Genomic DNA, 21,038 nt, shown 5'->3' with positions numbered 1-21,038 from the left:
TCATCTGCCCCATTCTTCCCGCTGACCGCACGGCGGTCGTGCGCGGTCAGTGGAAGTCCCGGGAGACGTGCTTGCGCGGGATCACCTGGGCGGCACGCGGGACCACCTCGACGAGCCGTTCCAGCCGGTCGGCGGAGAGGTTGGTCACCCCGTCGGTGTGCTCGATGGTGCCCCGGATGACCATGCCGTTGGTGTTGCGGGCGATCCGCCGGAACCGCTTCCACAACACTTCGGTGCAGATGATGTTGAGCATCCCGGTCTCGTCCTCCAGATTGAGGAAGGTGACCCCGCCCGCCGTGCTGGGCCGCTGCCGGTGGGTGATCAGGCCGGCGACCTTGATCCGCCTGCCGTCGTAGTCCCGTCCATGATCGAAGAGCTCCTTGATCGCCACGATGCCAAGATCGTCGAGCTCGGCCCGCAGGTGTCCGATCGGATGATCATCGGGGGAGATCCTGGTTGCCCAGAAGTCGGCGAGGGTGAGCTCCGGCAGGCTCATCCCCGGCAGCTCCGGCGGCGGCGCATCGATCGCAGTCCCCTCCAGCTGGTCGACCCGATCGGCATACCCGGCATTCCACAGCGCCTGCCGGCGGCTCAGGCCGAAGCAGTCGAACGCTCCCGCGGTGGCCAGTGCCTCGGCCTGTTTGACGGTCAGCCCGGCCCGTCGGACGACGTCGTTGATGCTGGCGTACGGCTTGAGCTCACGTTCGGCGACGATCCGCTCCGCAACCTCCGTGCCCAGCCCCTGCACCTCGGTGAATCCGAGTCGTACGGCGAGAGCACCATCGCGACGATGAGCCGGAGTCGGATCGTCGACCTGCGGATCGAAAGTTCCGACCGGCGGTTGATCATGATCAAGGCAACTGTCCATTCCGGTCGGCCCTTCGACAGGCTCAGGGATCTTGCAGGGCTCGAGATCGGTCTCGGCGGCGGACAGCATGATGTCGGGGCGGCGTACCTCGACACCGTGCCGGCGGGCGTCGGCGACCAGCGACTGCGGTGAGTAGAAGCCCATCGGCTGGGCCCGCAGCAGCCCGGTCAGGTAGATCGCCGGATAGTGCAGTTTGAGCCAGGCGGTGGCGTACACGATCAGCGCGAAGCTGATCGCATGGCTCTCGGCGAAGCCGAAATTGGCGAATGCCTCGATCCGCTCGTAGATGCTGCGAGCAAGATCACCGGTGATGTGATTGGCTGCCATCCCGTCGAAGAGTTTCTGCTGCAGGCGTTCGATCTTCTCCACACCCCGCTTGGATCCCATCGCGCGGCGGAGCAGATCGGCGTCGTCGCCGGTGCAGCCGCCGACGGTCATCGCGATCTGCATCAGCTGCTCCTGGAACAGCGGGACGCCCAGGGTCCGGGACAGCACCGATTCCAACAGCGGATGCGGATAGCTGACCGGCTCGAGCCCGGTGGCCCGGCGGATGTACGGATGCACCGCGCCGCCCTGGATCGGTCCCGGCCTGATCAGCGCGACCTCGATCACCAGGTCGTAGAACTTCCGCGGCCGCAGCCGGGGCAGGGTGCCGACCTGGGCGCGGCTCTCCACCTGGAACAGGCCGACCGAATCGGCCTTGCAGAGCATGTCGTAGACAGCTGGTTCCTCCTTGGGCAGGCTGGCGAATTCCCAGTGCTCGCCCAGATGCTGGGAGGTGAGGTGGAAGACGTGGTTGATCGCACTCAGGATCCCCAGCCCGAGGAAGTCGAATTTGACCAGCCCCATCCAGGCACAGCTGTCCTTGTCCCATTGCAGGACGGTCCGGTTCTCCATCCGGGCGTGCTCGACCGGCACCACCTCGCCGACCGGCTGCTCGGTCAGCACCATGCCACCGGAGTGGATGCCCAGATGCCGAGGCGCGCCGATCAACTGATTGGCCAGCTTGACCACACCGACCGGGATCTCATGATCATCATCACTGGGCACCGACGCGAAATGGTCGATCTGCTTGGACCAGGCGTCCTGCTGTCCCGGTGAATAGCCGAGTGCCTTGGCCATGTCGCGGACCGCCGACTTCGGACGGTAACTGATCACGTCGGCGACCTGGGCGGCGTTACGGCGGCCGTAGCGCCGGTAGACCTCCTGGATCACCTCCTCGCGACGGTCGGAATCGAAGTCGACGTCGATGTCCGGCTCCTCTTCGCGGGTGGTGGCCAGGAACCGTTCGAAGGGCAGGTCGTACTTGATCGGATCGACCGCGGTGATCTTGAGGGTGTAACAGACCACGGAGTTGGCAGCCGATCCCCTGCCCTGGCAGAGAATCCCGCGCTCCCTGGCGAAGGCGACCATGCCGTGCACAATCAGGAAATAACCTTCGAAGCCCTTCTCCTCGATCACCGCGAGTTCCTTGTCCAGGCGCTGTTGTGCCTGCTCGCGGATGCCGGGATAGAGCTCGTTGGCGCCACGTTGGGACAGCTCACGCAGCCAGGTGGTCGGAGTGTGACCGTCCGGAACATTCAGCTTCGGCAGCTTCGGCTTGGCTGCCTGCAGGTCGAAGGACAGTTGCCGGCCGAGGTCAGCGGCCCGTCGCACGGCGCCGGGATAGCGGACGAACCGCTGCTCCATCTCCGCGCCGGACCGCAGGTGCGCGGCCGGTGGCGGCAGCCAGCCGTCCATCTCCGCCAGACTACGGCGGGCCCGGACGGCGGCCGTCGCGGTCGCCAGCCGGTAGTGCTGGGGATCAGCGTAATGGACGTTGCCGCTGGCGATCGTCGGCAGCCCGTGATCAGCGGCCAGCACCGCGAGTTGATCATTGATCAGGGAGTCACCGGGCAGCCCGTTGTCGATCAACTCGACCACGACCTGATCGAGTCCGAAGAGTGCCGTCAACCGGTCGAGCTCTCGTGCCGCTGCCTCATGATCAACGGTGAGAGCCTGGCGTACGGGGCCCTTGCGGCAGCCGGACAAGATCATCCAGTGTTCTCCGGCTGCAGCGGCCAGCTCCTCCAACTCGTAGACCGGCTTGCCTTTCTCGCCGCCGCGCAGGTGTGCCTCGGTCATCGCTCCGGCCAACCGTCGATAACCCTCGACGCCTTCGGCCAGCACCAGCAGGTGGGTTCCCGCCGGATCGGGGATGCCGGTCTGTGCCGCGGTCAGGTCCAGGGACAACTCGGCTCCGTAGACGGTGGCCAGGTCGTACTCCCTTGCTGCCTCGGCGAACCGGGCGGCACCGTAGAAGCCGTCGTGATCGGTCAGTGCCAGCGCCTCCAGCCCGAGGCGTACAGCCTCCTCGATCATCGACTCCGGGTCACTGGCTCCGTCCAGGAAGCTGAAATTGGAATGCGCGTGCAACTCGGCATATGGGGTGGTCGGCCCGTCCGGACGCTTGACGTCTTGCTTGGCCTCGTACTCCTCGCGGTGGTGCCAGCCAGGACCGTTGTCGGCGTGCGGATTCTCCCACGGTTTCGATATCCGCCCGGACAGCTTGCGTTCCAGCTCCGACCAGGGAACAGGAGGATTGTTATACGCCACGAGTCGGCTCCGATCCGTACGGGACCGGCCCCTGACCCGGCCCCTGTCCCGTTCCCTGCTTCGTTGTGCGTTTGGTAACACGTGCAGCCAAGAGCGGAGCAAAACCCAGAAATCGCGTGCGTTCGGTAACACCAGGCACCAAAAGCATCGACGGACCACAGCTTGGCCCTGCGTTCGGCAACACATGGCATGAAACGATCATCGACACTGGGACCAACCTCAATCGTATCGCGCTTCGGTGTGCCAGTCGGATCCACAGACGATCAGCAGCCAGGCGCTGCCATCGGGGGCGACGAGTTGGAAGCGGGCCCGGAGCTGGGTGTCAGGTTCCTCCCACCAGCGTTCGTCGATCGGCCACGGCCCGACCCATGCCTCGACCGGTGCGAAGCGGTGATCCTTCGACGGCCGGAATTTCGCCGGTTCGCCGGTGATCGCACCCCGTTCGGTGATCTTGATCGGCTGGCCCTCTGCGTCGAGGACGACGGCGGGTAGCGGCTGGGAGTAGATCCGGGTCGGCGCCGGCGGCGGCAGGCTACCCGGCCACGGCAGCCCGGTCGGACGCAAGCCGGTCGGCTGCTCTCCCCACGGCGTCTGGGCCTGCCGGTCAGCCGGCTCACGGCCACCTTGCAGCTGCGCGGTGACCACGCCGTCGAAGCCGATCATCCCTTGCACCCGGGCGATTCCGCGCTGGATCTTCTCGTCCGGTGCACTGCCCCATAACCCGTCGCCTTGATCACCGATGGATTCGAGCTCAGTCGGCAACAGACGTACGGAACTGACCGGATCGGGCGGCGGGTCGGCCTGCAACTGCCACCGCAGCCGGTCGATGATGTCGGCGGAGTCGAACCAGCGCGGGTGCGCCCAGCGACGGGACCGGACCCAGCCACCCTCGGTGCTGATCTCGATCGTGATCGCGGTACACACCAGACCATGCCGGCCGAGTCCTGCGACGAACCGGTCGGCGGTCTGCCGGGTGCTGAAGGCGATCGGCTCGATGGTCTCCAGCCCCGGCGCGAAGTCGACCTGCTGTTCGCGTTCCGGCGGGACGATCCGGCCACTGGCCTTGCGGGCCGACCGTCCGGAGGCGAGCCGGTGGGCGTTCGCACCGGACAGGCCGAACCGGGTCAGCACGTCTCGGGCCGGCAGCCGGGCGAAATCTCCCAGGGTGGTGATCCCCATCCGCAGCAGCAGCCCGACCAGTTCGTCGCTTTGATTGACATCGGTGGCCAGCACGCCGATCGGCAGCCCGGCCAGGAAGGCCGTACCACTGCCCTGCTGCACGACGACGTGATCCTGGACCGACGCCGCACGGGCTGCCTGCTCGGCGGTGAACAGATCATCGGCAATCCCGATCCGGACGTCCCAGATCCCTGCCGAGACAAGCTTTTCGGCCAGCAGTGCTGCTGCCTGTGCCTCCCCGCCGTAATAGCGGCTCGGCACGGTCAAGGCGCACAGTCCGGGACGGATCGCCTCGACCCCCGGGCTGAACACCTCGATGGTGGCCAGCGCCGACTCGAACGCCCGGGCATCGAGATCGGGGTTGTGATCGATGACGATCAGCTCCGGGCAGCGGGCCGAAGCGTCCCGCTTGCGCATTCCCCGCCGTACGCCTTCGGTCCGAGCCGCGACCGAACAGGCGAACACCTCGCCCTTGGCGATCACCGCGACCGGCAGATGGGACGGCAGGTTCTCCGCCTCAAGTGCAGCGATCACCGGCCAGTCCGGGAACCAGACCGCCATCACCCGCCGCTCGCCCGGCTGCTTCGCCCCGGCTGTGGTCTTCTTCGGCGCCACCGCTTCCGTCTTCGCCACCGCTTCCGCCTTGGCCGTGACGGTTCCCTTGGCCGTGATGGTTCCCTTCGCCGTGGTGGTCCTGGTCCGGGCGGCTGTCGTCGAGGATTCCGGGAGCATCGGCTGCAGTATCGGTGGCGTACTCACCTCTCCATATTCGAACTTTTGTTCGAACTAGTCAATATGGCAGCCCGCCACAGCCTCCCCTCATCCAGTTCGCTTCTACGGTTCGTAGAATCTCCGGGTGACGAAGTCGGATCTGCATCCAGGGTTTCGCGCAGCTGCAGGGAGTCTCGGCATCCTCACGATGACCGCCCTGTTCGGCTGTACGGCTCCCAACCAGCCAGCCGCCCAGGCACCACCTGCTTCAGCCTCGGTGGCCGCACCAACCTCCCCGCCTCCCGGCGGGGCGTCAAGCGCGCCGTCGAGTACGAGTGCGGCCAAGGCGCGCGGCGGCAGACCGACGATCGGCGCCCTGCGCGCCGGCCTGGTCGGCTACTTCCGGGATGATCTGAATCTCCCTGCGGGCAAAGCGCAGACCGCCGCCGATTGCGCCGTCTATCCGTCCTATCAGGAGCTGTCGGCGGCCGGACTGACCCAACTCGCCCAGCAGAATCCTGCCGGTCTGTCCACCGCGGACGAGAAGGTATTCACCGATGTCACGACCGAATGCGTCACCTCGGTCAACGGGGACTGATCATCCGGCCCTGGCCTCAGGCCTGACAACATACGGACCCGGTATCGCCTGCCCCAGATACTGACCGGACTCCTGCTCCGCCACCCGGGTCTGCAGGTCGACACCGGGCAGCCAGAGCTCGGCATCACGCTGTCGCCCGGTCTGCAGCCGGACGGCGACCCGGGCCCGATGCCCGGTCAGCCTGCCGTGACCGCGGCCGATCCCGGTCCAAGTCGACTCCTCGATCCATACTTTGCTCTCGGCATGCGGCCAGTCGCCGACCGAGATCAGCAGCGCGTCCCGCTGCCGCAACCGGGATGACAGCTTGGCCGCCTGGTGCTGGGTGACCTTCTGGGGCGGCCGTACGACGACCACCTGCAACACATCGATCAGGGCCGCGGCCACCTCGAGCCAGGCATCTCCCGGCTCGGGCACCAGCACCGTACGATCCAGGTCCACGCCGAAACCCGCCGCCGCCTCCAACCCGAAATCGGGAACTCCGACCACGGCGGACCAGGATCCAGCGCCGGACGGACCGGCCATCAGCGCCATCGCCAGCCCCGGCCGGTCGACTGCGTAACTGGCCCCGGTCTTCAGCCGGATGAGTCCGGACAGTGCCGGCAGCGTCGGTAACGAGTGGGAGGTGGCCGTCCCCTGCATCCGGTGCACCCGTTGCCGGAGCTCGGCGATGTGGGCCAGTCGCTCCCCGGCATCCCGGGCGGCAGGCAGGGTGGTGACCGTCATTGATCCATATTCGAACACCCGTTCGCCAGAGTCAAGTCACCCCATCCTGCCGAGGGGTCAGGAAGTGGTGGCCAGGCGGACGAAGTAGGCGTGCAAGCGGTGATCGCCGGTGACCTCGGGATGGAACGAGGTGGCCAGCAGGCCACCCTGCCGTACGGCGACGATCGCGCCCTCACCCGACTGGTCCGCGACGTGCGGGACACGGCCGAGCACCGTCACCCCGTCCCCGACCTTCTCCACCCACGGGGCACGGATGAAGACCGCGTGGAAAGCGCGCCCGTCGACGTCTCCGAGATCAAGATCGAGATCGGTCTCGAAGGAGTCGACCTGCCGGCCGAAGGCGTTGCGCCGGACCGTGATGTCCAGCCCGCCAAAGGTCTGTTGATCATCGATTCCGCCGACGATCCGGTCGGCGAGCAAGATCATCCCGGCACACGATCCGTACGCCGGCAGCCCGCTTCTGATCTTGTCGATCAACGGCTCGCGAATCTCGAAGATTCTGGACAGCTTGTCGATCGTGGTCGACTCACCGCCCGGGATCACGATCCCGTCGAGGTGATCAAGCTCCTCCGGTCGCCTGACCTTGGTCGCTCGAGCACCCGCGGATTCCAATGCCCGCAGGTGTTCGCGGACGTCGCCCTGGAGTGCCAGCACTCCGATCCGGGGACTTGTCATTGCTTCACCACCATCGGAACCAGTCGTTGGACGATCTCGAGTCGTTCGGCGATGCCTTCGGCATGGGTGCTCTCCTCGTAAAGACTGCCCTTGAGCAGATACAACCATCCGTTGTGCACCATGGCGTCATAGCCCGGTGCGGTCTGGAGTATCACACTCAGCAGATCTGGAGTGAAGAACGCATGGGCCTCGTCCTCCCTGGTCTTGTCGGCAAGTGTGAAATTCGCCTGCAGCTGATCCGGCGCATCATGCTGGGGAGATCTGCGATGTTTCAGGTGCATCCATGGCGACCTCGTGCTGAAGTTGATCGCAACGAAGTTCCAGTCGTCGCTGACGATGCCGTAACCCTTGCTGTTCCACGCGCGATCGCGGCTATCCCGGTAGGTGACATCCTGATGTCCCATGGCGACCTGGGGACCAGTGGTCGTCCGCAGCACATTGGTCAATTTGACGCTACTGACGTAGGGATAACCGGGCCTGTCCGGAGTGATGCCGGGAAAGCTGCGCGGATCGGACCGGAACGCGTACGACAGACCGTTGGCCCGGGCGAACCAGCTCAAGCGGTAGCGCACCACCCAGGTGGCATAGGTCGTCATACTGCGCGCAGTCATGATCAGCACGAACGAGATCGCCAGGAAGATCGCGCCAACGATCACCTGGCTGATCGGACTGGTCACGTCCTCGGCCGGGGTCGTCATGAATGCGACCCCGAACAGCACGAAGAACAGGCCGGCAATGCCGCAGCACACGGCCAGCACGATCACGCAGGTCTTGCTCAACGCGCCGCGCTTGGCCGGGGACGCCTTCTGCTCGTCGAACCCGTGCTCGTCGTCGTAGCCGCGTACCTCACAGGAGTGCCGGTACGCGATGACAAGCTTCTTCGGCGCTGCCGTGGTGAAAGCCGAGTAGTCGAAACTCCCCGGAACCGGACTCCCCGGAACCGGACTCCCCGAAACTGGGACGGTCACCAGCCGCGTTGCGCCAGCCGATGCGGCTCCGGGATGTCGTCGACGTTGATGCCGACCATCGCCTCGCCCAGGCCGCGGGAGAACTTCGCGATCACGTCCGGGTCGTCGTAAAAGGTGGTGGCCTTGACGATCGCCTGAGCGCGCTCGGCCGGATTGCCGGACTTGAAGATGCCCGAGCCGACGAAGACGCCCTCGGCGCCGAGCTGCATCATCATCGCCGCGTCGGCCGGGGTCGCGATCCCGCCTGCGGTGAAGAGCACGACCGGCAGCTTGCCGGTGGTGGCGATCTCCTTCACCAGGTCGTACGGTGCCTGCAACTCCTTTGCGGCGACGTACAGCTCGTCCGGCGACATCGATCGCAGGTGGTTGATCTCGGCCCGGATCTTGCGCATGTGGGTGGTCGCGTTGGACACGTCACCGGTCCCGGCCTCGCCCTTCGAGCGGATCATCGCCGCCCCCTCGGTGATCCGGCGCAGTGCCTCCCCCAGACTGGTGGCGCCGCAGACGAACGGCACCTGGAAGGCCCACTTGTCGATGTGATTGGCGTAGTCGGCCGGGGTCAGCACCTCCGACTCGTCGATGTAGTCCACGCCGAGCGACTGCAGCACCTGGGCCTCGACGAAGTGCCCGATCCGCGCCTTGGCCATCACCGGGATGGACACCGCCGCGATGATCTGGTCGATCAGATCCGGATCGCTCATCCGAGCGACCCCGCCCTGGGCGCGGATATCGGCCGGAACCCGCTCCAGCGCCATCACCGCGACCGCGCCGGCATCCTCGGCGATCTTGGCCTGATCGGCGGTGACCACGTCCATGATCACGCCGCCCTTGAGCATCTCGGCCATGCCGCGCTTGACGGGGGTGGTGCCCAACTGCTGATCAGTGCTGTTCTGGGGTCCTGACACGTCGCTCATGCGACCTATTCTCTTCCGGAACCACCGCAAGTGGACACCTACTGGATACCAAGAAGCAGTCCAATCCCGATCCGGTGGACACCGATCCCGGTTGCCCCTGTCCATCGCTTCCCCACGCTGTCACCTGAGTTTCGGGCTGGTCCGGGCTAGGTCCGGGTTGGTTCAGGCTGGGGCGAGCGAGGCGGGGGTCAAGCAGGCCCGGATCTCTACTCCGGGTCCCACACACCCTGGACGGACGGCCAGTAGTCCTGCTCCTCCGGCACCCAGCGGGACGGGTCGGCCGGCAGTTGCTCGCCGGTCCGGATGTCCTTCACCTCGCCGCCTGCACCCGCCTCAGCAGCGGTGAACCAGACGTACGGGATCGAGCGGCGGTCGGCGTACCGGATCTGTTTGCCGAATTTGTCCGCCTTCGGGGCGACCTCGGTCGGGATCCCGCGCTTGCGGAGTTTGGTCGCGACCGAGATCGCCGCGCCGCGGGTCTCCTCGGAGTCGACCGCGACCAGGACGCAGGTCGGCACCGGCCGACTGGCGGTCAGGTGTCCCTTGCCGAGCAACGGCGCCAGCGTCCGGGTGACGCCGAAGCTGATCCCGACACCGGGATAGCTGGTCCGCCCGTCGCTGGCCAGCGAGTCGTAGCGACCGCCGGAGGCGATCGAGCCGAGCGATCCGAAACCGACCAGCTCGGTCTCGTACACGCTGCCGGTGTAGTAGTCCAGACCCCGGGCGATCTTGAGATCGGCCACCAGCCGGCCGGGCTGTTGATCACCGGCAGCCATGACGAGGGCGGCGAGTTCGGCCAGTCCGACGTCCAGGAGATCATTGCTGACCCCGAGTGCCGTGACCTGATCGACGAACGACGCGTCGGTGGTGTTGATCTCGGCCAGCCGGGTGCAGAGATCGGCCTGGGCAGCGGTCAGCCCGATCTCGTTGATCAAGGACTCCCGGACAGCGTCGGGGCCGATCTTGTCGTACTTGTCGACCGTACGCAGCACCCCGGCCAGATCGCTGATCTCCAGGCCGGTGTAGAAACCCTGGGCCAGCTTGCGGTTGTTGACGTGCATCAGCGCGGGCGGCAGTCCAAGATCACGATGCAGCGCCTCCAGGGCGTCCAGCAGCACCAGCGGCAGCTCGACGTCGTGGTGGGCAGCAAGATCACCGTTGCCGACGATGTCGATGTCGGCCTGGGTGAATTCGCGATAGCGGCCTTCCTGCGGTCGCTCGCCCCGCCACACCTTCTGGATCTGGTAGCGGCGGAACGGGAACTGCAGGTGGCCGGCGTTCTCCAGCACATAGCGGGCGAAGGGCACGGTCAGGTCGAAGTGCAGCCCGAGCTCGTCGGCACCCTGTGCTGAGCCTGTCGAAGGATCACCGGCGCTCAGCCGGCGGACGACGTAGATCTCCTTGTCGATCTCGCCGCCCTTGGCCAGCCGGTCCATCGGCTCGACAGCGCGGGTCTCGATCGAAGCGAATCCGTGCAGCTCGAACGTCCGTTGCAGCCGACCCAGCACATGCTGTTCCACGATCCGGCCCTCGGGCAGGAATTCGGGAAATCCGGACAGCGGTTTCGGACGTGGCACGGTGTTCTAGGCCTCACTTGTCTGTCGGTGCGCCGAGTCGGCGCAGGAAGGGGTTGGTCGAGCGCTCCCGACCGATCGTGGTCCGCGCCCCGTGTCCGGGGAGCACGACCGTTTCGTCGGGGAGACGACTCAGGCTCGAGCTGAGCGTACGGTCCATGGCGGCCGGATCGCCACCTGGTAGATCCGTACGGCCGACGGTGCCGTCAAACAGTACGTCGCCGGTGAAGAGCAGGTCGTACGACGTTCCGGCCTCCCGATAGAACGTTCTATAGAGCGTGGAGCCCGGCGTGTGCCCCGGCGCGGGCAGCAACTCGAAGGTCAGACCGGCGGCCTCCAGCCGCGCGACCCCGTCCGCCCCGATGTGCGGGCCGGCGAAGCGGTCGGGAACCTTGATGGTCCGTCCAGCCAGATAGTTGGTCACCAGCGGCTCGAAATCCGGGGTCAGCGCGGACAACGGGTCTGCCAGCCAGGCCCGATCGGCAGGTCCGAGATAGCACGGGACGTCGTAGGAGTGGCAGACCTCGGCCGCCGAGGCGATGTGATCGAAGTGACCGTGGGTGAGCAGCACCAGTGCCGGTTGCAGGCCTCGTTCGTCGAGAACATCACCGAGCGGGCCGACGGCGTCCATTCCGGGGTCGATCACGACGCATTCGGAGCGGTCCGAGACCCCGGCGACGTAACAATTGGCCGCCAAGGCACCGGCAGCGAAGGAGGCGAGCACCACACGACCCAGGGTATCGGGCAGGATTGGTGCATGAGCGAAGACGCAAACGGGGCCGCGGATGCGACGCCGACTCCGTCTGATGGCCCGGCCTCCTACGGGCGTGTCGATTCCGACGGGACTGTGTACGTCCGGACCCAGGACGGCGAACGGGCCGTCGGACAGGTCCCCGACGCCAGTCCTGAGGAGGCGTTGGACTTCTTCGTGCGCCGCTACACCGCTCTGGAGCTTGAGGTGTCGCTGCTGGAGCGCCGGGTCCGGGGTGGCAACCTCTCTCCCGAGGACGCCGCAGCGTCGGTCCGCAAGGTGACCGAAGCCGTACGCGACGCCAACGCCGTCGGCGATCTGGACGCGTTGCGGACCCGGCTGGAGGCACTCAATCCACTGCTGGCCGAGAAGCGCGCCGAGCGCAAGGCGGAGCGGGCCCGCCAGCACGACGAGACGCTGGCTGCCAAGGAGCGCTTCGTCGCCGAGGCCGAGCGGCTGGCGCAGAGCAACGACTGGCGGGGCGGAGTCAACCGGTTCCGGTCGCTGCTGGACCAGTGGAAGCAACTGCCGCGCCTGGACCGGGCCACCGACGACGCGCTGTGGCATCGCTTTTCCAGCGCCCGTACGACGTACACCCGGCGCCGCAAGGCCCAGTTCGCCCAGCAGGCCGAGCGCCGGGACTCCGCGCGACTGGCCAAGGAGCAGATCATCGGCGAGGCTGAGACGTTGGTCGGTTCGACCGACTGGGGCCCGACCACCGGCGCCTTCCGCGACCTGATGACCCGGTGGAAGGCCGCCGGCCCGGCACCGCGCGAGGTCGAGGAGACGCTGTGGCAGCGGTTCCGCGGGATCCAGGACCAGTTCTTCTCCGCCAAGCAGACCGCGTTGTCGGCCCAGGACGCGGAATTCCGTGACAACCAGCGCGCCAAGGAGGCATTGCTCGACGAGATCGAGAGGATCCTCCCGGTCACCGATCTCGATTCCGCCAAGGCCCGCTTCCGGGATTTCCTGGACCGTTGGTCGGAGATCGGCAAGGTGCCGCGGGAATCGATGCGGTCGCTGGACGGCCGGCTGCGTGCGGTCGAGAACGCGATCCGGGACGCCGAGGACGAGCGCTGGAGGCGTACGAACCCGGAGGCCAGAGCGCGGGCCGAGGACACTGCCGCCAAACTCGAGGCACAGATCACCCAGCTGGAGGAACGGGCGGCCAAGGCCGAGGCACGAGGCGACGCCAAGGCCGCCCGGGAGGCGGCCGAGAGTGCCGCGACCTACCGGGAGTGGCTGACCCAGGCGCAACAGGCAGCTGACGAATTCCGACCCAAGTGAGACGGGCACCGCTTGTCCGGGTGGGTTGCGCCGTGCGACTAGCGACCTGCCGCACAGATCAGGGAATCTGTGACCCCTCGGCTACTGGTTGATGCGGTAGGCGTCGAAGACTCCGGGGATGCCGCGGACGACCTGAAGTACGTGATCAAGGTGGGTCGGATCGGCGGTCTCGAAGGTGAATTTCGCTTTGCAGATGCGGTTCTTCGAGGTGTTGAGCGCTGCTGACAGGATGTTGACATGCTGGTCGGAGAGCGCCCGGGTGATGTCGGAGAGCAGCCGATTGCGATCGAGAGCCTCGACCTGGATCGCAACCAGGTAAGAACTCTGGGCTCCCGGCGACCAGACGACGTCGACGATCCGTTCTGACTGGCTCTGCAAGCTCGCGGCATTGACACAGTCCGTCCGGTGCACCGAGACGCCGGCGCCGCGAGTCACGAATCCCATGATCGGATCGCCCGGGACCGGTGTACAACACTTAGCCAGCTTGACCCACAGGTCGGTGGCACCGACGACCTCGATGCCGGTCTCACCGCCGCCGCTCTTGCGGCGCCGGCGACCGGTCGCGACCCGGTCCTCGCTGGTCTCGTCGACCGCGGCATCCTCGCCGCCCTCGACGCTGATCAGCCGGTTGACAGCCGCAGCCGCACCGACGTTGCCCTCGCCGATGGCCGCGTACAGCGCATCGACATCGGCCAGCCGGAAATGGTTCGCGACCGCGGTCAGGTGCTCGACGGTCAGCAGCCGCTGCAGCGGCAGCCCGGCCTTGCGCAGATGCCGGGCCAGGATCTCCCGGCCCTGCTCGATGGACTCCTCGCGGCGTTCGCGGGTGAAGTAGTGCCGGATCTTGTTGCGCGCCCGGGCGCTCTTGACGAAGGCCAGCCAGTCACGGCTCGGCCCGGCGCCCTCGGCCTTGGAGGTGAAGACCTCGACGACGTCGCCGTTGGACAACACCGACTCCAGCGGCACCAGCCGCCCGTTCACCCGGGCGCCGACACAGCGGTGCCCGACCTCGGTATGGATCGAGTAGGCGAAGTCGACCGGCGTCGCCCCGGACGGCAGCGCGATGACGTCCCCGTTGGGGGTGAAGCAAAAGACCTCGCTGGAATTGATCTCGAAGCGGAGAGTGTCGAGGAACTCCCCCGGATCAGCGGTCTCCCGCTGCCAGTCCAGCAGTTGCCGCACCCAGACCAGATCGTCGGGCGAGCCCTTGGCCGGCGCCGGCACCCCGCCCTTGCCGTCCTGCTTGTACTTCCAGTGCGCCGCGACACCGTATTCGGCGCGGCGGTCCATCTCCTCGGTCCGGATCTGCAACTCCACCGGCTTGCCGCCCGGACCGAGCACGGTGGTGTGCAGGGACTGGTACATGTTGAACTTCGGCATCGCGATGTAGTCCTTGAACCGGCCCGGGAGCGGGTTCCAGCGGACGTGCATCACGCCGAGAGCGGCATAACAATCACGGGGCAGGTCGACCAGGATGCGCAGCCCGACCAGGTCGTAGATCTCGGAGAAGTCGCGACCCCGGACCACCATCTTCTGGTAGATCGAATAGTAGTGCTTCGGCCGGCCCGTGACGGTAGCGCGGATCTTGGCCGCCTTGAGATCGGCTGTCACCTCGTCGATCACCTGGGCCAGGAAGACGTCTCGTTTCGGTGCCGCGTCGGCGACCAGCCGCACGATCTCGTCGTACACCTTGGGATGCAGGGTGGAGAAGCACAGGTCCTCCAGCTCCCACTTGATCGTGTTCATACCCAGCCGATGGGCCAGCGGAGCGTAGATCTCGAGCGTCTCGGTGGCGATCCGGTTCTGCTTGTCCGGCCGTAGGTGGTGCAGCGTCCGCATGTTGTGCAGCCGGTCGGCGAGCTTGATCACCAGCACACGGATATCGCGGCTCATCGCGACGATCATCTTGCGGATGGTCTCCGACTGCGCCGACTCGCCGTACTTGACCTTGTCGAGCTTGGTCACGCCGTCGACCAGCAGCGCGACCTCCTCACCGAAGTCGTGGCTGAGCTCGGTCAGCGTGTACGGGGTGTCCTCCACTGTGTCGTGCAGCAGGGCCGCAACCAGTGTCGGCTCGGTCATGCCCAGCTCCGCGAGGATCTGGGTCACCGCCAGCGGGTGGGTGATGTAGGCGTCCCCGCTTTTGCGCAGCTGGCCCTGATGCAGCCGTTCGGCCGTCCGGTAGGCGCGCTCCAGCAGCGCGGTGTCGGCCTTGGGATGGTTGGCCCGGACGGTCTTGAAGAGCGCGTCCAGCACCGGCGTCTGCGGCCTACTGCTGCCGAACCGGGCGATCCGTTGCCGCATCCTGACCCGCGGCTGGTCCGAGGGGCCGCCGGTATCGGTCACCCGGACCGGAGATGCCGGGGTGGAGGGCGCACGACGTTCCTGCGTCCGGCTCTCGTCAGCCGGCCGCTCGTTCGTCCGGTCCGCGCCCTGGGAGGCAGCGGCTTCCGATCCGACGGCGGTTGCAGGTTCGCTCAATGGGGCCCCTTCAGCGTCTCGGCGTGTTCATCCGTGAAACTACCCTGTCAGAAAAATCTGAGGGGGAAGACAACTAGCGCAACAACTGCATAGAACAACACTGGATGCTTCGAGTCTAGTTCGCCGGTCCGCCACCAGAAATCCGGCCACCGTCGGTCCGTGAACCGCGGCGGACGACCACGATCCGATCGCCGGTGTCGAGACTGGCTACCGTCGGGTCGTCGTACGGTCGCAGCGTCTTGTTCCGTACGACGCCGAGCACCCGTTCGGGACGGATCTCGGAGGGATCGTGCCCGACCTCGTCTGCCGAGATCTGCCGCTCGACGATCTCCAAGCCCTCGTCGGCGGTGAGCAGATCCTCGATCACCTCGCCGATGTTCGGGCTGATCGAGCTCAATCCGACCACTCGGCCGACCGCCTCCGACGAGGTGATCACCGCATTGGCTCCGGACTGGCGCAGGAGTGAGGCGTTGTCCCGTTCGCGGACCGCTACGACGATGTGGGCGGCCGGGTTCAGCTGTCGTACGGTCAGGGTCACCAGGATCGCCGAATCGTCGCGGTCCAAAGTGATGATGACATCGGCGGCCCTGCTGATCTCGGCCCGCCGCAGGATCTCCCGCCGGGTCGCGTCGCCGGCGATGGCGGCGAAACCCTCCAGGTTGGCCTCCGAAACCACCCCGGGGCGGCCGTCGATGATGACCACCTGTTCGGCGGTGTACTTGGTGTCGATCAGGGTCTGGACGGCACTGTGTCCCTTGGTGCCGTAGCCGACCACGACCACGTGATTGCGCATCCGCTTCCTCCAGCGCGAGTCCAGGAAGATCCGTCGTCCCTGGGTGGCGAGCACCTCAAGGGTGGTACCGACCAACAACACCAGGAAGGCGATCCGCAGCGGCGTGATCACGATCGCGTTGATGATCCGGGCGTGCGGCAGCACCGGGGTGATGTCGCCGTAGCCGGTGGTGGTGATCGTGACAGTGGCGTAGTAGATCGAGTCGATCAGCGACACCGAACCGTCGTAGCTGTCGCGATAGGCGTCCCGATCGACGTAGACGATCACCACGATCAAGGCCAGCAGCCCGACCGCGATCAGTGCCCGGGCGGCCAGCTGCCGCGGCGGCGAGACCTGACGCGTCGGCAGGCTGACCAGAGGCTCGTTCACCCAGCCGCGACGGCGGATGTCGCGCCGGCCGTCGTCCGCGGGTCGGTCGTCAGGTCGGTAGCTGTCGAACATCGGTGTCACCGGCCGGTAGCCCGGAACTCAACCGTGGGTCAGGGCGATGACGTCCTCGATGCCTTGCTCGCTGAGGAACTGGCGGCCTTTGAGGAAGTCCAGCTCCAGCACCACTGCGACTGCGACCAGGGTGGCACCGAGTTCCTTGATCAACCGAGCCGTTGCAGCGATCGTGCCGCCGGTGGCCAGCACGTCGTCGACGATCAGCACCCGGGAACCGTCGGGGATCGCATCCCGATGCACGCTGAGGGAATTGGTGCCGTACTCGAGCTCGTACTCGGTGGTGATCACCTCACCGGGCAGCTTGCCCGGCTTGCGGACCGGCACGAAGCCCGTGCCCAGCGACAGCGCAACCGGCGCGCCGAAGATGAACCCACGCGCCTCCATGCCGACGACGACGTCGATGTCGGCCGGCACCTTGGTCGCAAGATCGTGGACGACCGCCGCGAAACCGCCCGGGGAGCCGATCAGCGGCGTGATGTCCTTGAAGACAACGCCCGGCGTGGGAAAGTCCGGGATGTCGCGGATCAGGTCGATCCAGGCCTGGTTGTTCATCGGCTACTTCTTCCGTTCACTGCGGGGTTTGCGTTGCGGCTGGGGCCTGCCCGCCGCACCGTCGGAGAGTCTGTCACGGCGGGCATCGGTCCCGCTGCTCCTGTTCTCCGTCGTGCCCGCTCCCCCGCTCTCGCCGGGCTCCCGGACGGCAAGAGTGATCCGGCCCAGATTCGGCTTCGGGCCCGCCGCTGCGGTCGTCCGGCCGCCCACTGTGTCGTCGTCGGTGGTTTCGTCGCTGGCCTCGTCGGAGCTTTCATCGTCGGCGGTCAGCGTCGCCGTCCCGGCCGTGGCGCCCCTGTCACCGCCGGTCGACCTGCCGGTCGACTTGCCGGTCGACCGGGTCGTACGCTTCCGGCCCCGCTCCGGCACTTCCTCGCCGCGCTCCCGGGCGGCGTCGCGGGCACGCCGGGCTTCGACCCGCTTGCGCTGCCGCACCATGTCCGGCTCGCGTTCCTTCCACACCGCCAGCAACGGCGTCGCGATGAAGATCGAGGAGTAGGCGCCCGAGATCATGCCCACGAACAGCGCCAGCGCCAGATCCTCCAACGGCCCGGTGTGCAGGATCACGCCGCCGGCGAACAGCAGCGCGGCCACTGGCAGAACGCCGATCACAGTGGTGTTGATCGAGCGGACCAGGGTCTGGTTGACCGCGAGATTGGCCGCCTCGCTGTAGGTGCGGGTGGCGTTGGCCGTCAGGTTGCGGGTGTTCTCCCGCACCTTGTCGAAGACCACCACGGTGTCGTACAGCGAATAACCCAGGATCGTCAGCATCCCGATCAGCGACTCCGGCGTGAAGCTGAAGCCCACCACGGCGTACACGCCGAGGGTGATCACCAGGTCGTGCAGCAGCGCGATGAGCGCAGCCAGCGACATCTTGGGATTGCGCATGTACGCCCAGAGCACCAGGCTGACGAGGACCAGGAAGACCACCAGGGCGATCAGGCCGCGTTCGGTGATCTGCCCGCCCCAGGAGGCACCGATCAGGCTGTAGTTGATCTGCTCGGCGTTCGCACCGGTCGCCTGGGCCAGGGCGTCCTTGACCTTCGGCACTTCCTGCTCGGTGTTCAGCGCGGAGGTCTCGACCCGGATCGTGCTGGAGCCGACGGCGGTGACATCGGCGTCGGCGGCGTGCGGAACGCCGCTGTTGGCCAGCGCATCCTCGACCTTTTGGATGTTCGCCTGGCTTGCGTGGACCGGGACCTGGAATTCGGCGCCGCCGGTGAACTCGATGCCGAGATTGAGACCACGGAAGGCGAAGCCGATCACCACGATGACGATCGCGATCGCCGAGATCAGGAACCAGCGTCGCCATCTGCCGACGAAATTGAGCGAGATCTCGCCGGTGTAGAGCCGGTGACCGACCCCTCGCATCCCGGAGGCCATCAGACGTCACCCCCGGCCGTCGTCGCGGACCGTGCTCGTCGGCGGCTGCCCGGCAGCGCCTGCACGCCGAGGTGCTCGGCATCCAGACCGGAGAGCTTGTGGCCGGTGCCGAAGAACTTCGTCCGGACCAGCAGCGTGACCAGCGGCTTGGTGAACAGGAACACCACCAGGATGTCGATGATCGTGGTCAGGCCGAGGGTGAAGGCGAAGCCGCGGACCGAGCCGATTGCCAGGATGAACAGGATCAGCGCGGACAGGAAGGAGACGCCGTCGGCGACCAGGATGGTCTGCCGGGCCCGCCGCCAGCCGGTCTCGACGGCCGTACGGATGGTACGGCCCTCGCCGACCTCGTCGCGTATTCGGGCGAAGTAGATCACGAAACTGTCCGCGGTCACGCCGATGGCGACGATCGCACCTGCGATGCCGGCCAGGCTGAGCGCGAAGCCGACCGCGGCGCCCAGCAGCACCATGGCCGCATAGGTGGTGCCGAACGCGACGGCCAGGGAGGCGATCACGACCAGGCCGAGGCCGCGGTAATAGATGAAGCAGAAGATCAGCACCAGCGCCATCCCGACCGCACCGGCGATCAGGCCGGCCTGCAGCTGCTCACCGCCGAGAGTCGCCGAGACGGAGTCGACGCTGGAGATCTCGAAGGCCAGCGGGAGTTGGCCGTATTTCAGCACGTTGGCCAGATTCTGCGCCGACTGCTGGTCGATGTCGCCGCCGCTGATGGTGGCCTGGCCACCGGCGATCGCGCTGCTCACCGACGGGGCGGACACGACCGTGCCGTCGAGCACGATCGCGAACTGGTTCTGCGGGCTGGTACGGCTGGCCAGCACACCGGTGACGTTCTGGAACTGGGTGGCGCCCTTGCTGTTCAGGCCCAGGTCGACCTGCCAACCGAGCGAGTTCCCCTGGCCGAGCCCCGCACTCGCGCTGGTCAGTTCATTGCCGGAGATCACCGTCGGACCGAGTAGGTATTTCGTAGTGCCGGCCTCGTCGCAGGCGAAGAGCGGCTGGTCGGACACATCCGGATAGGTGTCGGTGTCGCGCGGGCAGGTGAAATTGGCGAAATCGCTGGTGTCCTGGTCGGTCGGCTGCCAATTGATCGCCTTGTCCGGCGCGGTGCCCTTGCCGGGCGCCGTGGGCCGCGGCGACGGCGGCGCCGGTGGCTCGGTCGGCAGTGCCGGAGCCGGGCGGCCGTTGCCGGTGGCGGTCGCCGTCGGTGAGGAGCTCGGCGACGCTGTCGAATTGGAGGCGGTCGGGCCGGAGGCGGTCGGGCTGGAGGCGGTCGGCGACGACGTGCCCGAGGTCGTCGGCGCAGTCGTCGGCGAGGAGGTGGAACCTGCCTGCGGTGTCGGCTGGGAGGTCGGCGTCGTCGACTGCATGTCATAGACGGCACGGAACCGCAGCTCGGCGGTCTGGCCGACCTGCTCGACCAACTCGTCGCGCTGGACGTTGGGGGCGCTGACGATGATCTGGTTACCGCCGGCCGTGGTCACGTCGCTCTCGCCGACACCCAAACCGTCGACCCGCTGCTGGATGATCGTCCTGGCCTGTTCCAGGCTGGTCGCACTCACCGAACCGCTGCCGTTGGTGTTACGGGCGGTCAGCGTGATCGTGGTCCCGCCGCTCAGATCCAGCCCCAACCGTGGAGTCCAAGTCCGGGTAGCCGCCATCACGCCGTACAGCGCGGCAATGACGATGAAGAGGGCCACCAGCGTGCGAAGCGGGTGGCCGACCTTGGATGCCACGAGTCAGTCGGTCCTTCGGGTCGGGTCCGGGATCAGATTCGGATCAGAAGTCGGATCAGGGTCGGATCAGAGTCGGAAACGTCAACGACTCAGCGGTTCGAGTCGTTCCCCTCGGCGTTCTTGTCGGTCTTGTCGGTCGACTGCTCTACCTCGTCGTCGGCGTTCTTGTCCGGATACGGCTGGCTGTCCGGAAACGGCTGACCCGACAACGACGAGTTGCCCAGCGTCGAGCCCTCCGAGGACCCGTACGGCGGCCACGGAGCGGTCTCGTGCGGCTGCTGGTCGCCCTCCGGGGCGCTGAAGTCCGGTGCGGGCCCTGGGGCGTACTCCTGGATCGGGGCTCCGCCGGCCAGTCCGCTGGCCGAACCGGACTCCTGCCCAGGCTGCGCGGGTGCCGCATCGGTGCCCGGCTCGTCGCCGTCAGGATGGGCTGCCGGCGCGGCGCCGCCGCGATAACCCGCCAGCGACGCATCCTCCTCGTCCTCGCGGACGACCCGGCCGACCGCCTGCTTGAGCATGGTGATCTGGGTACCCGGTGCGGTCTCCAGGACGATCTGCTTGTCACCGACCGCGACCACGGTCGCGTAGATGCCGGTCGTGGTCACCACCCGCGAACCGGGTTCGATGGCGTTGATCAGCTGTGCCTGCTCGGCCTGCCGTTTGCGCTGGGGTCGCATGATCAAGAGCCAGAAGGCGATGATCATGACGACGATCAAGATGATCGATCCGTACGATCCCATTTCAACTCACGTCCCATCGTCGGCGCCTGCGCGCCCTGCTCAGCAATC

The 21,038-nt window shown here is 66.9% G+C and carries 16 protein-coding genes; 2 read left to right on the top strand and 14 right to left on the bottom strand.

The genetic code is table 11. The annotated features are described in order from the left end of the window. Nucleotides 1-46: 46 nt before the first annotated feature. On the bottom strand, nucleotides 47-3,463 hold the full coding sequence (locus tag IEY07_RS05015; RefSeq protein ID WP_188894075.1) for an error-prone DNA polymerase: 3,417 nt from the start codon (nucleotides 3,461-3,463) through the stop codon (nucleotides 47-49). 219 nt (nucleotides 3,464-3,682) lie between these two features. Then, nucleotides 3,683-5,401: a DNA polymerase Y family protein gene (locus IEY07_RS05010; RefSeq protein WP_229669723.1), complete on the bottom strand. Its 1,719-nt coding sequence runs from the start codon at nucleotides 5,399-5,401 to the stop codon at nucleotides 3,683-3,685. Between the two features lie 97 nt (nucleotides 5,402-5,498). Here IEY07_RS05010 and IEY07_RS05005 point away from each other — a divergent pair, with 97 nt between their 5' ends. Then, complete coding sequence (locus tag IEY07_RS05005) at nucleotides 5,499-5,951, top strand: hypothetical protein (protein WP_188894074.1); 453 nt, start codon at nucleotides 5,499-5,501, stop codon at nucleotides 5,949-5,951. Here IEY07_RS05005 and imuA' read toward each other — a convergent pair whose 3' ends face one another. The 6 genes from imuA' to IEY07_RS04975 form a co-directional block, all read right to left on the bottom strand. After that, nucleotides 5,952-6,674 (bottom strand): DnaE2-dependent mutagenesis accessory factor ImuA', encoded by a 723-nt coding sequence (gene imuA' / locus IEY07_RS05000; protein ID WP_188894073.1) that lies wholly within the window; start codon nucleotides 6,672-6,674, stop codon nucleotides 5,952-5,954. Between the two features lie 57 nt (nucleotides 6,675-6,731). Continuing rightward, nucleotides 6,732-7,349 carry a pyridoxal 5'-phosphate synthase glutaminase subunit PdxT gene (gene pdxT, locus IEY07_RS04995; protein WP_188894072.1) on the bottom strand — a complete coding sequence of 206 codons (618 nt, stop codon included), beginning with the start codon at nucleotides 7,347-7,349 and terminating at the stop codon, nucleotides 6,732-6,734. Beyond that, nucleotides 7,346-8,317, bottom strand: coding sequence for a hypothetical protein (locus tag IEY07_RS04990; protein ID WP_188894071.1), 972 nt, complete (start codon nucleotides 8,315-8,317; stop codon nucleotides 7,346-7,348). Before IEY07_RS04990 ends, pdxT begins: the two co-directional genes overlap by 4 nt. Continuing rightward, complete coding sequence (gene pdxS, locus IEY07_RS04985) at nucleotides 8,314-9,231, bottom strand: pyridoxal 5'-phosphate synthase lyase subunit PdxS (RefSeq protein WP_188894070.1); 918 nt, start codon at nucleotides 9,229-9,231, stop codon at nucleotides 8,314-8,316. The genes IEY07_RS04990 and pdxS overlap by 4 nt, the downstream gene beginning before the upstream one ends. A gap of 206 nt (nucleotides 9,232-9,437) precedes the next feature. Continuing rightward, nucleotides 9,438-10,808: a histidine--tRNA ligase gene (hisS, locus tag IEY07_RS04980; RefSeq protein WP_188894069.1), complete on the bottom strand. Its 1,371-nt coding sequence runs from the start codon at nucleotides 10,806-10,808 to the stop codon at nucleotides 9,438-9,440. Between the two features lie 13 nt (nucleotides 10,809-10,821). Beyond that, nucleotides 10,822-11,532 carry an MBL fold metallo-hydrolase gene (locus tag IEY07_RS04975; RefSeq protein WP_188894068.1) on the bottom strand — a complete coding sequence of 237 codons (711 nt, stop codon included), beginning with the start codon at nucleotides 11,530-11,532 and terminating at the stop codon, nucleotides 10,822-10,824. Between the two features lie 30 nt (nucleotides 11,533-11,562). Between IEY07_RS04975 and IEY07_RS04970 the strand changes: the two genes are divergently transcribed. Beyond that, on the top strand, nucleotides 11,563-12,843 hold the full coding sequence (locus IEY07_RS04970) for a DUF349 domain-containing protein (RefSeq protein ID WP_188894067.1): 1,281 nt from the start codon (nucleotides 11,563-11,565) through the stop codon (nucleotides 12,841-12,843). 81 nt (nucleotides 12,844-12,924) lie between these two features. Here the strand turns inward: IEY07_RS04970 and IEY07_RS04965 are convergent, their stop codons facing one another. The 6 genes from IEY07_RS04965 to yajC all read right to left on the bottom strand — a co-directional run bounded on the left by IEY07_RS04965 (nucleotide 12,925) and on the right by yajC (nucleotide 20,990). After that, nucleotides 12,925-15,147 (bottom strand): RelA/SpoT family protein, encoded by a 2,223-nt coding sequence (locus IEY07_RS04965; protein WP_188894430.1) that lies wholly within the window; start codon nucleotides 15,145-15,147, stop codon nucleotides 12,925-12,927. Nucleotides 15,148-15,439: 292 nt separating this feature from the next. Continuing rightward, entirely contained in the window at nucleotides 15,440-16,558 is a 1,119-nt protein-coding gene (locus IEY07_RS04960) for a potassium channel family protein (protein WP_188894066.1), read from the bottom strand. Nucleotides 16,559-16,585: 27 nt separating this feature from the next. Next, nucleotides 16,586-17,113 (bottom strand): adenine phosphoribosyltransferase, encoded by a 528-nt coding sequence (locus IEY07_RS04955; protein ID WP_188894065.1) that lies wholly within the window; start codon nucleotides 17,111-17,113, stop codon nucleotides 16,586-16,588. Nucleotides 17,114-17,116: 3 nt separating this feature from the next. After that, nucleotides 17,117-18,496, bottom strand: coding sequence for a protein translocase subunit SecF (gene secF, locus IEY07_RS04950; protein WP_188894064.1), 1,380 nt, complete (start codon nucleotides 18,494-18,496; stop codon nucleotides 17,117-17,119). Then, nucleotides 18,496-20,250, bottom strand: a complete 1,755-nt coding sequence (secD, locus tag IEY07_RS04945; RefSeq protein WP_188894063.1) for a protein translocase subunit SecD — start codon at nucleotides 20,248-20,250, stop codon at nucleotides 18,496-18,498. Before secD ends, secF begins: the two co-directional genes overlap by 1 nt. Nucleotides 20,251-20,339: 89 nt before the next feature. Beyond that, nucleotides 20,340-20,990: a preprotein translocase subunit YajC gene (yajC, locus tag IEY07_RS04940; RefSeq protein WP_188894062.1), complete on the bottom strand. Its 651-nt coding sequence runs from the start codon at nucleotides 20,988-20,990 to the stop codon at nucleotides 20,340-20,342. Nucleotides 20,991-21,038: the final 48 nt, after the last annotated feature.

Origin of the sequence: Microlunatus endophyticus, assembly GCF_014646195.1 — a bacterium.
GTDB classification, from domain to species: Bacteria; Actinomycetota; Actinomycetes; order Propionibacteriales; family Propionibacteriaceae; genus Microlunatus; species Microlunatus endophyticus.
The sequence above is the reverse complement of the archived record's forward strand: the minus strand, read 5'-3'. Positions and strand labels throughout refer to the sequence as shown.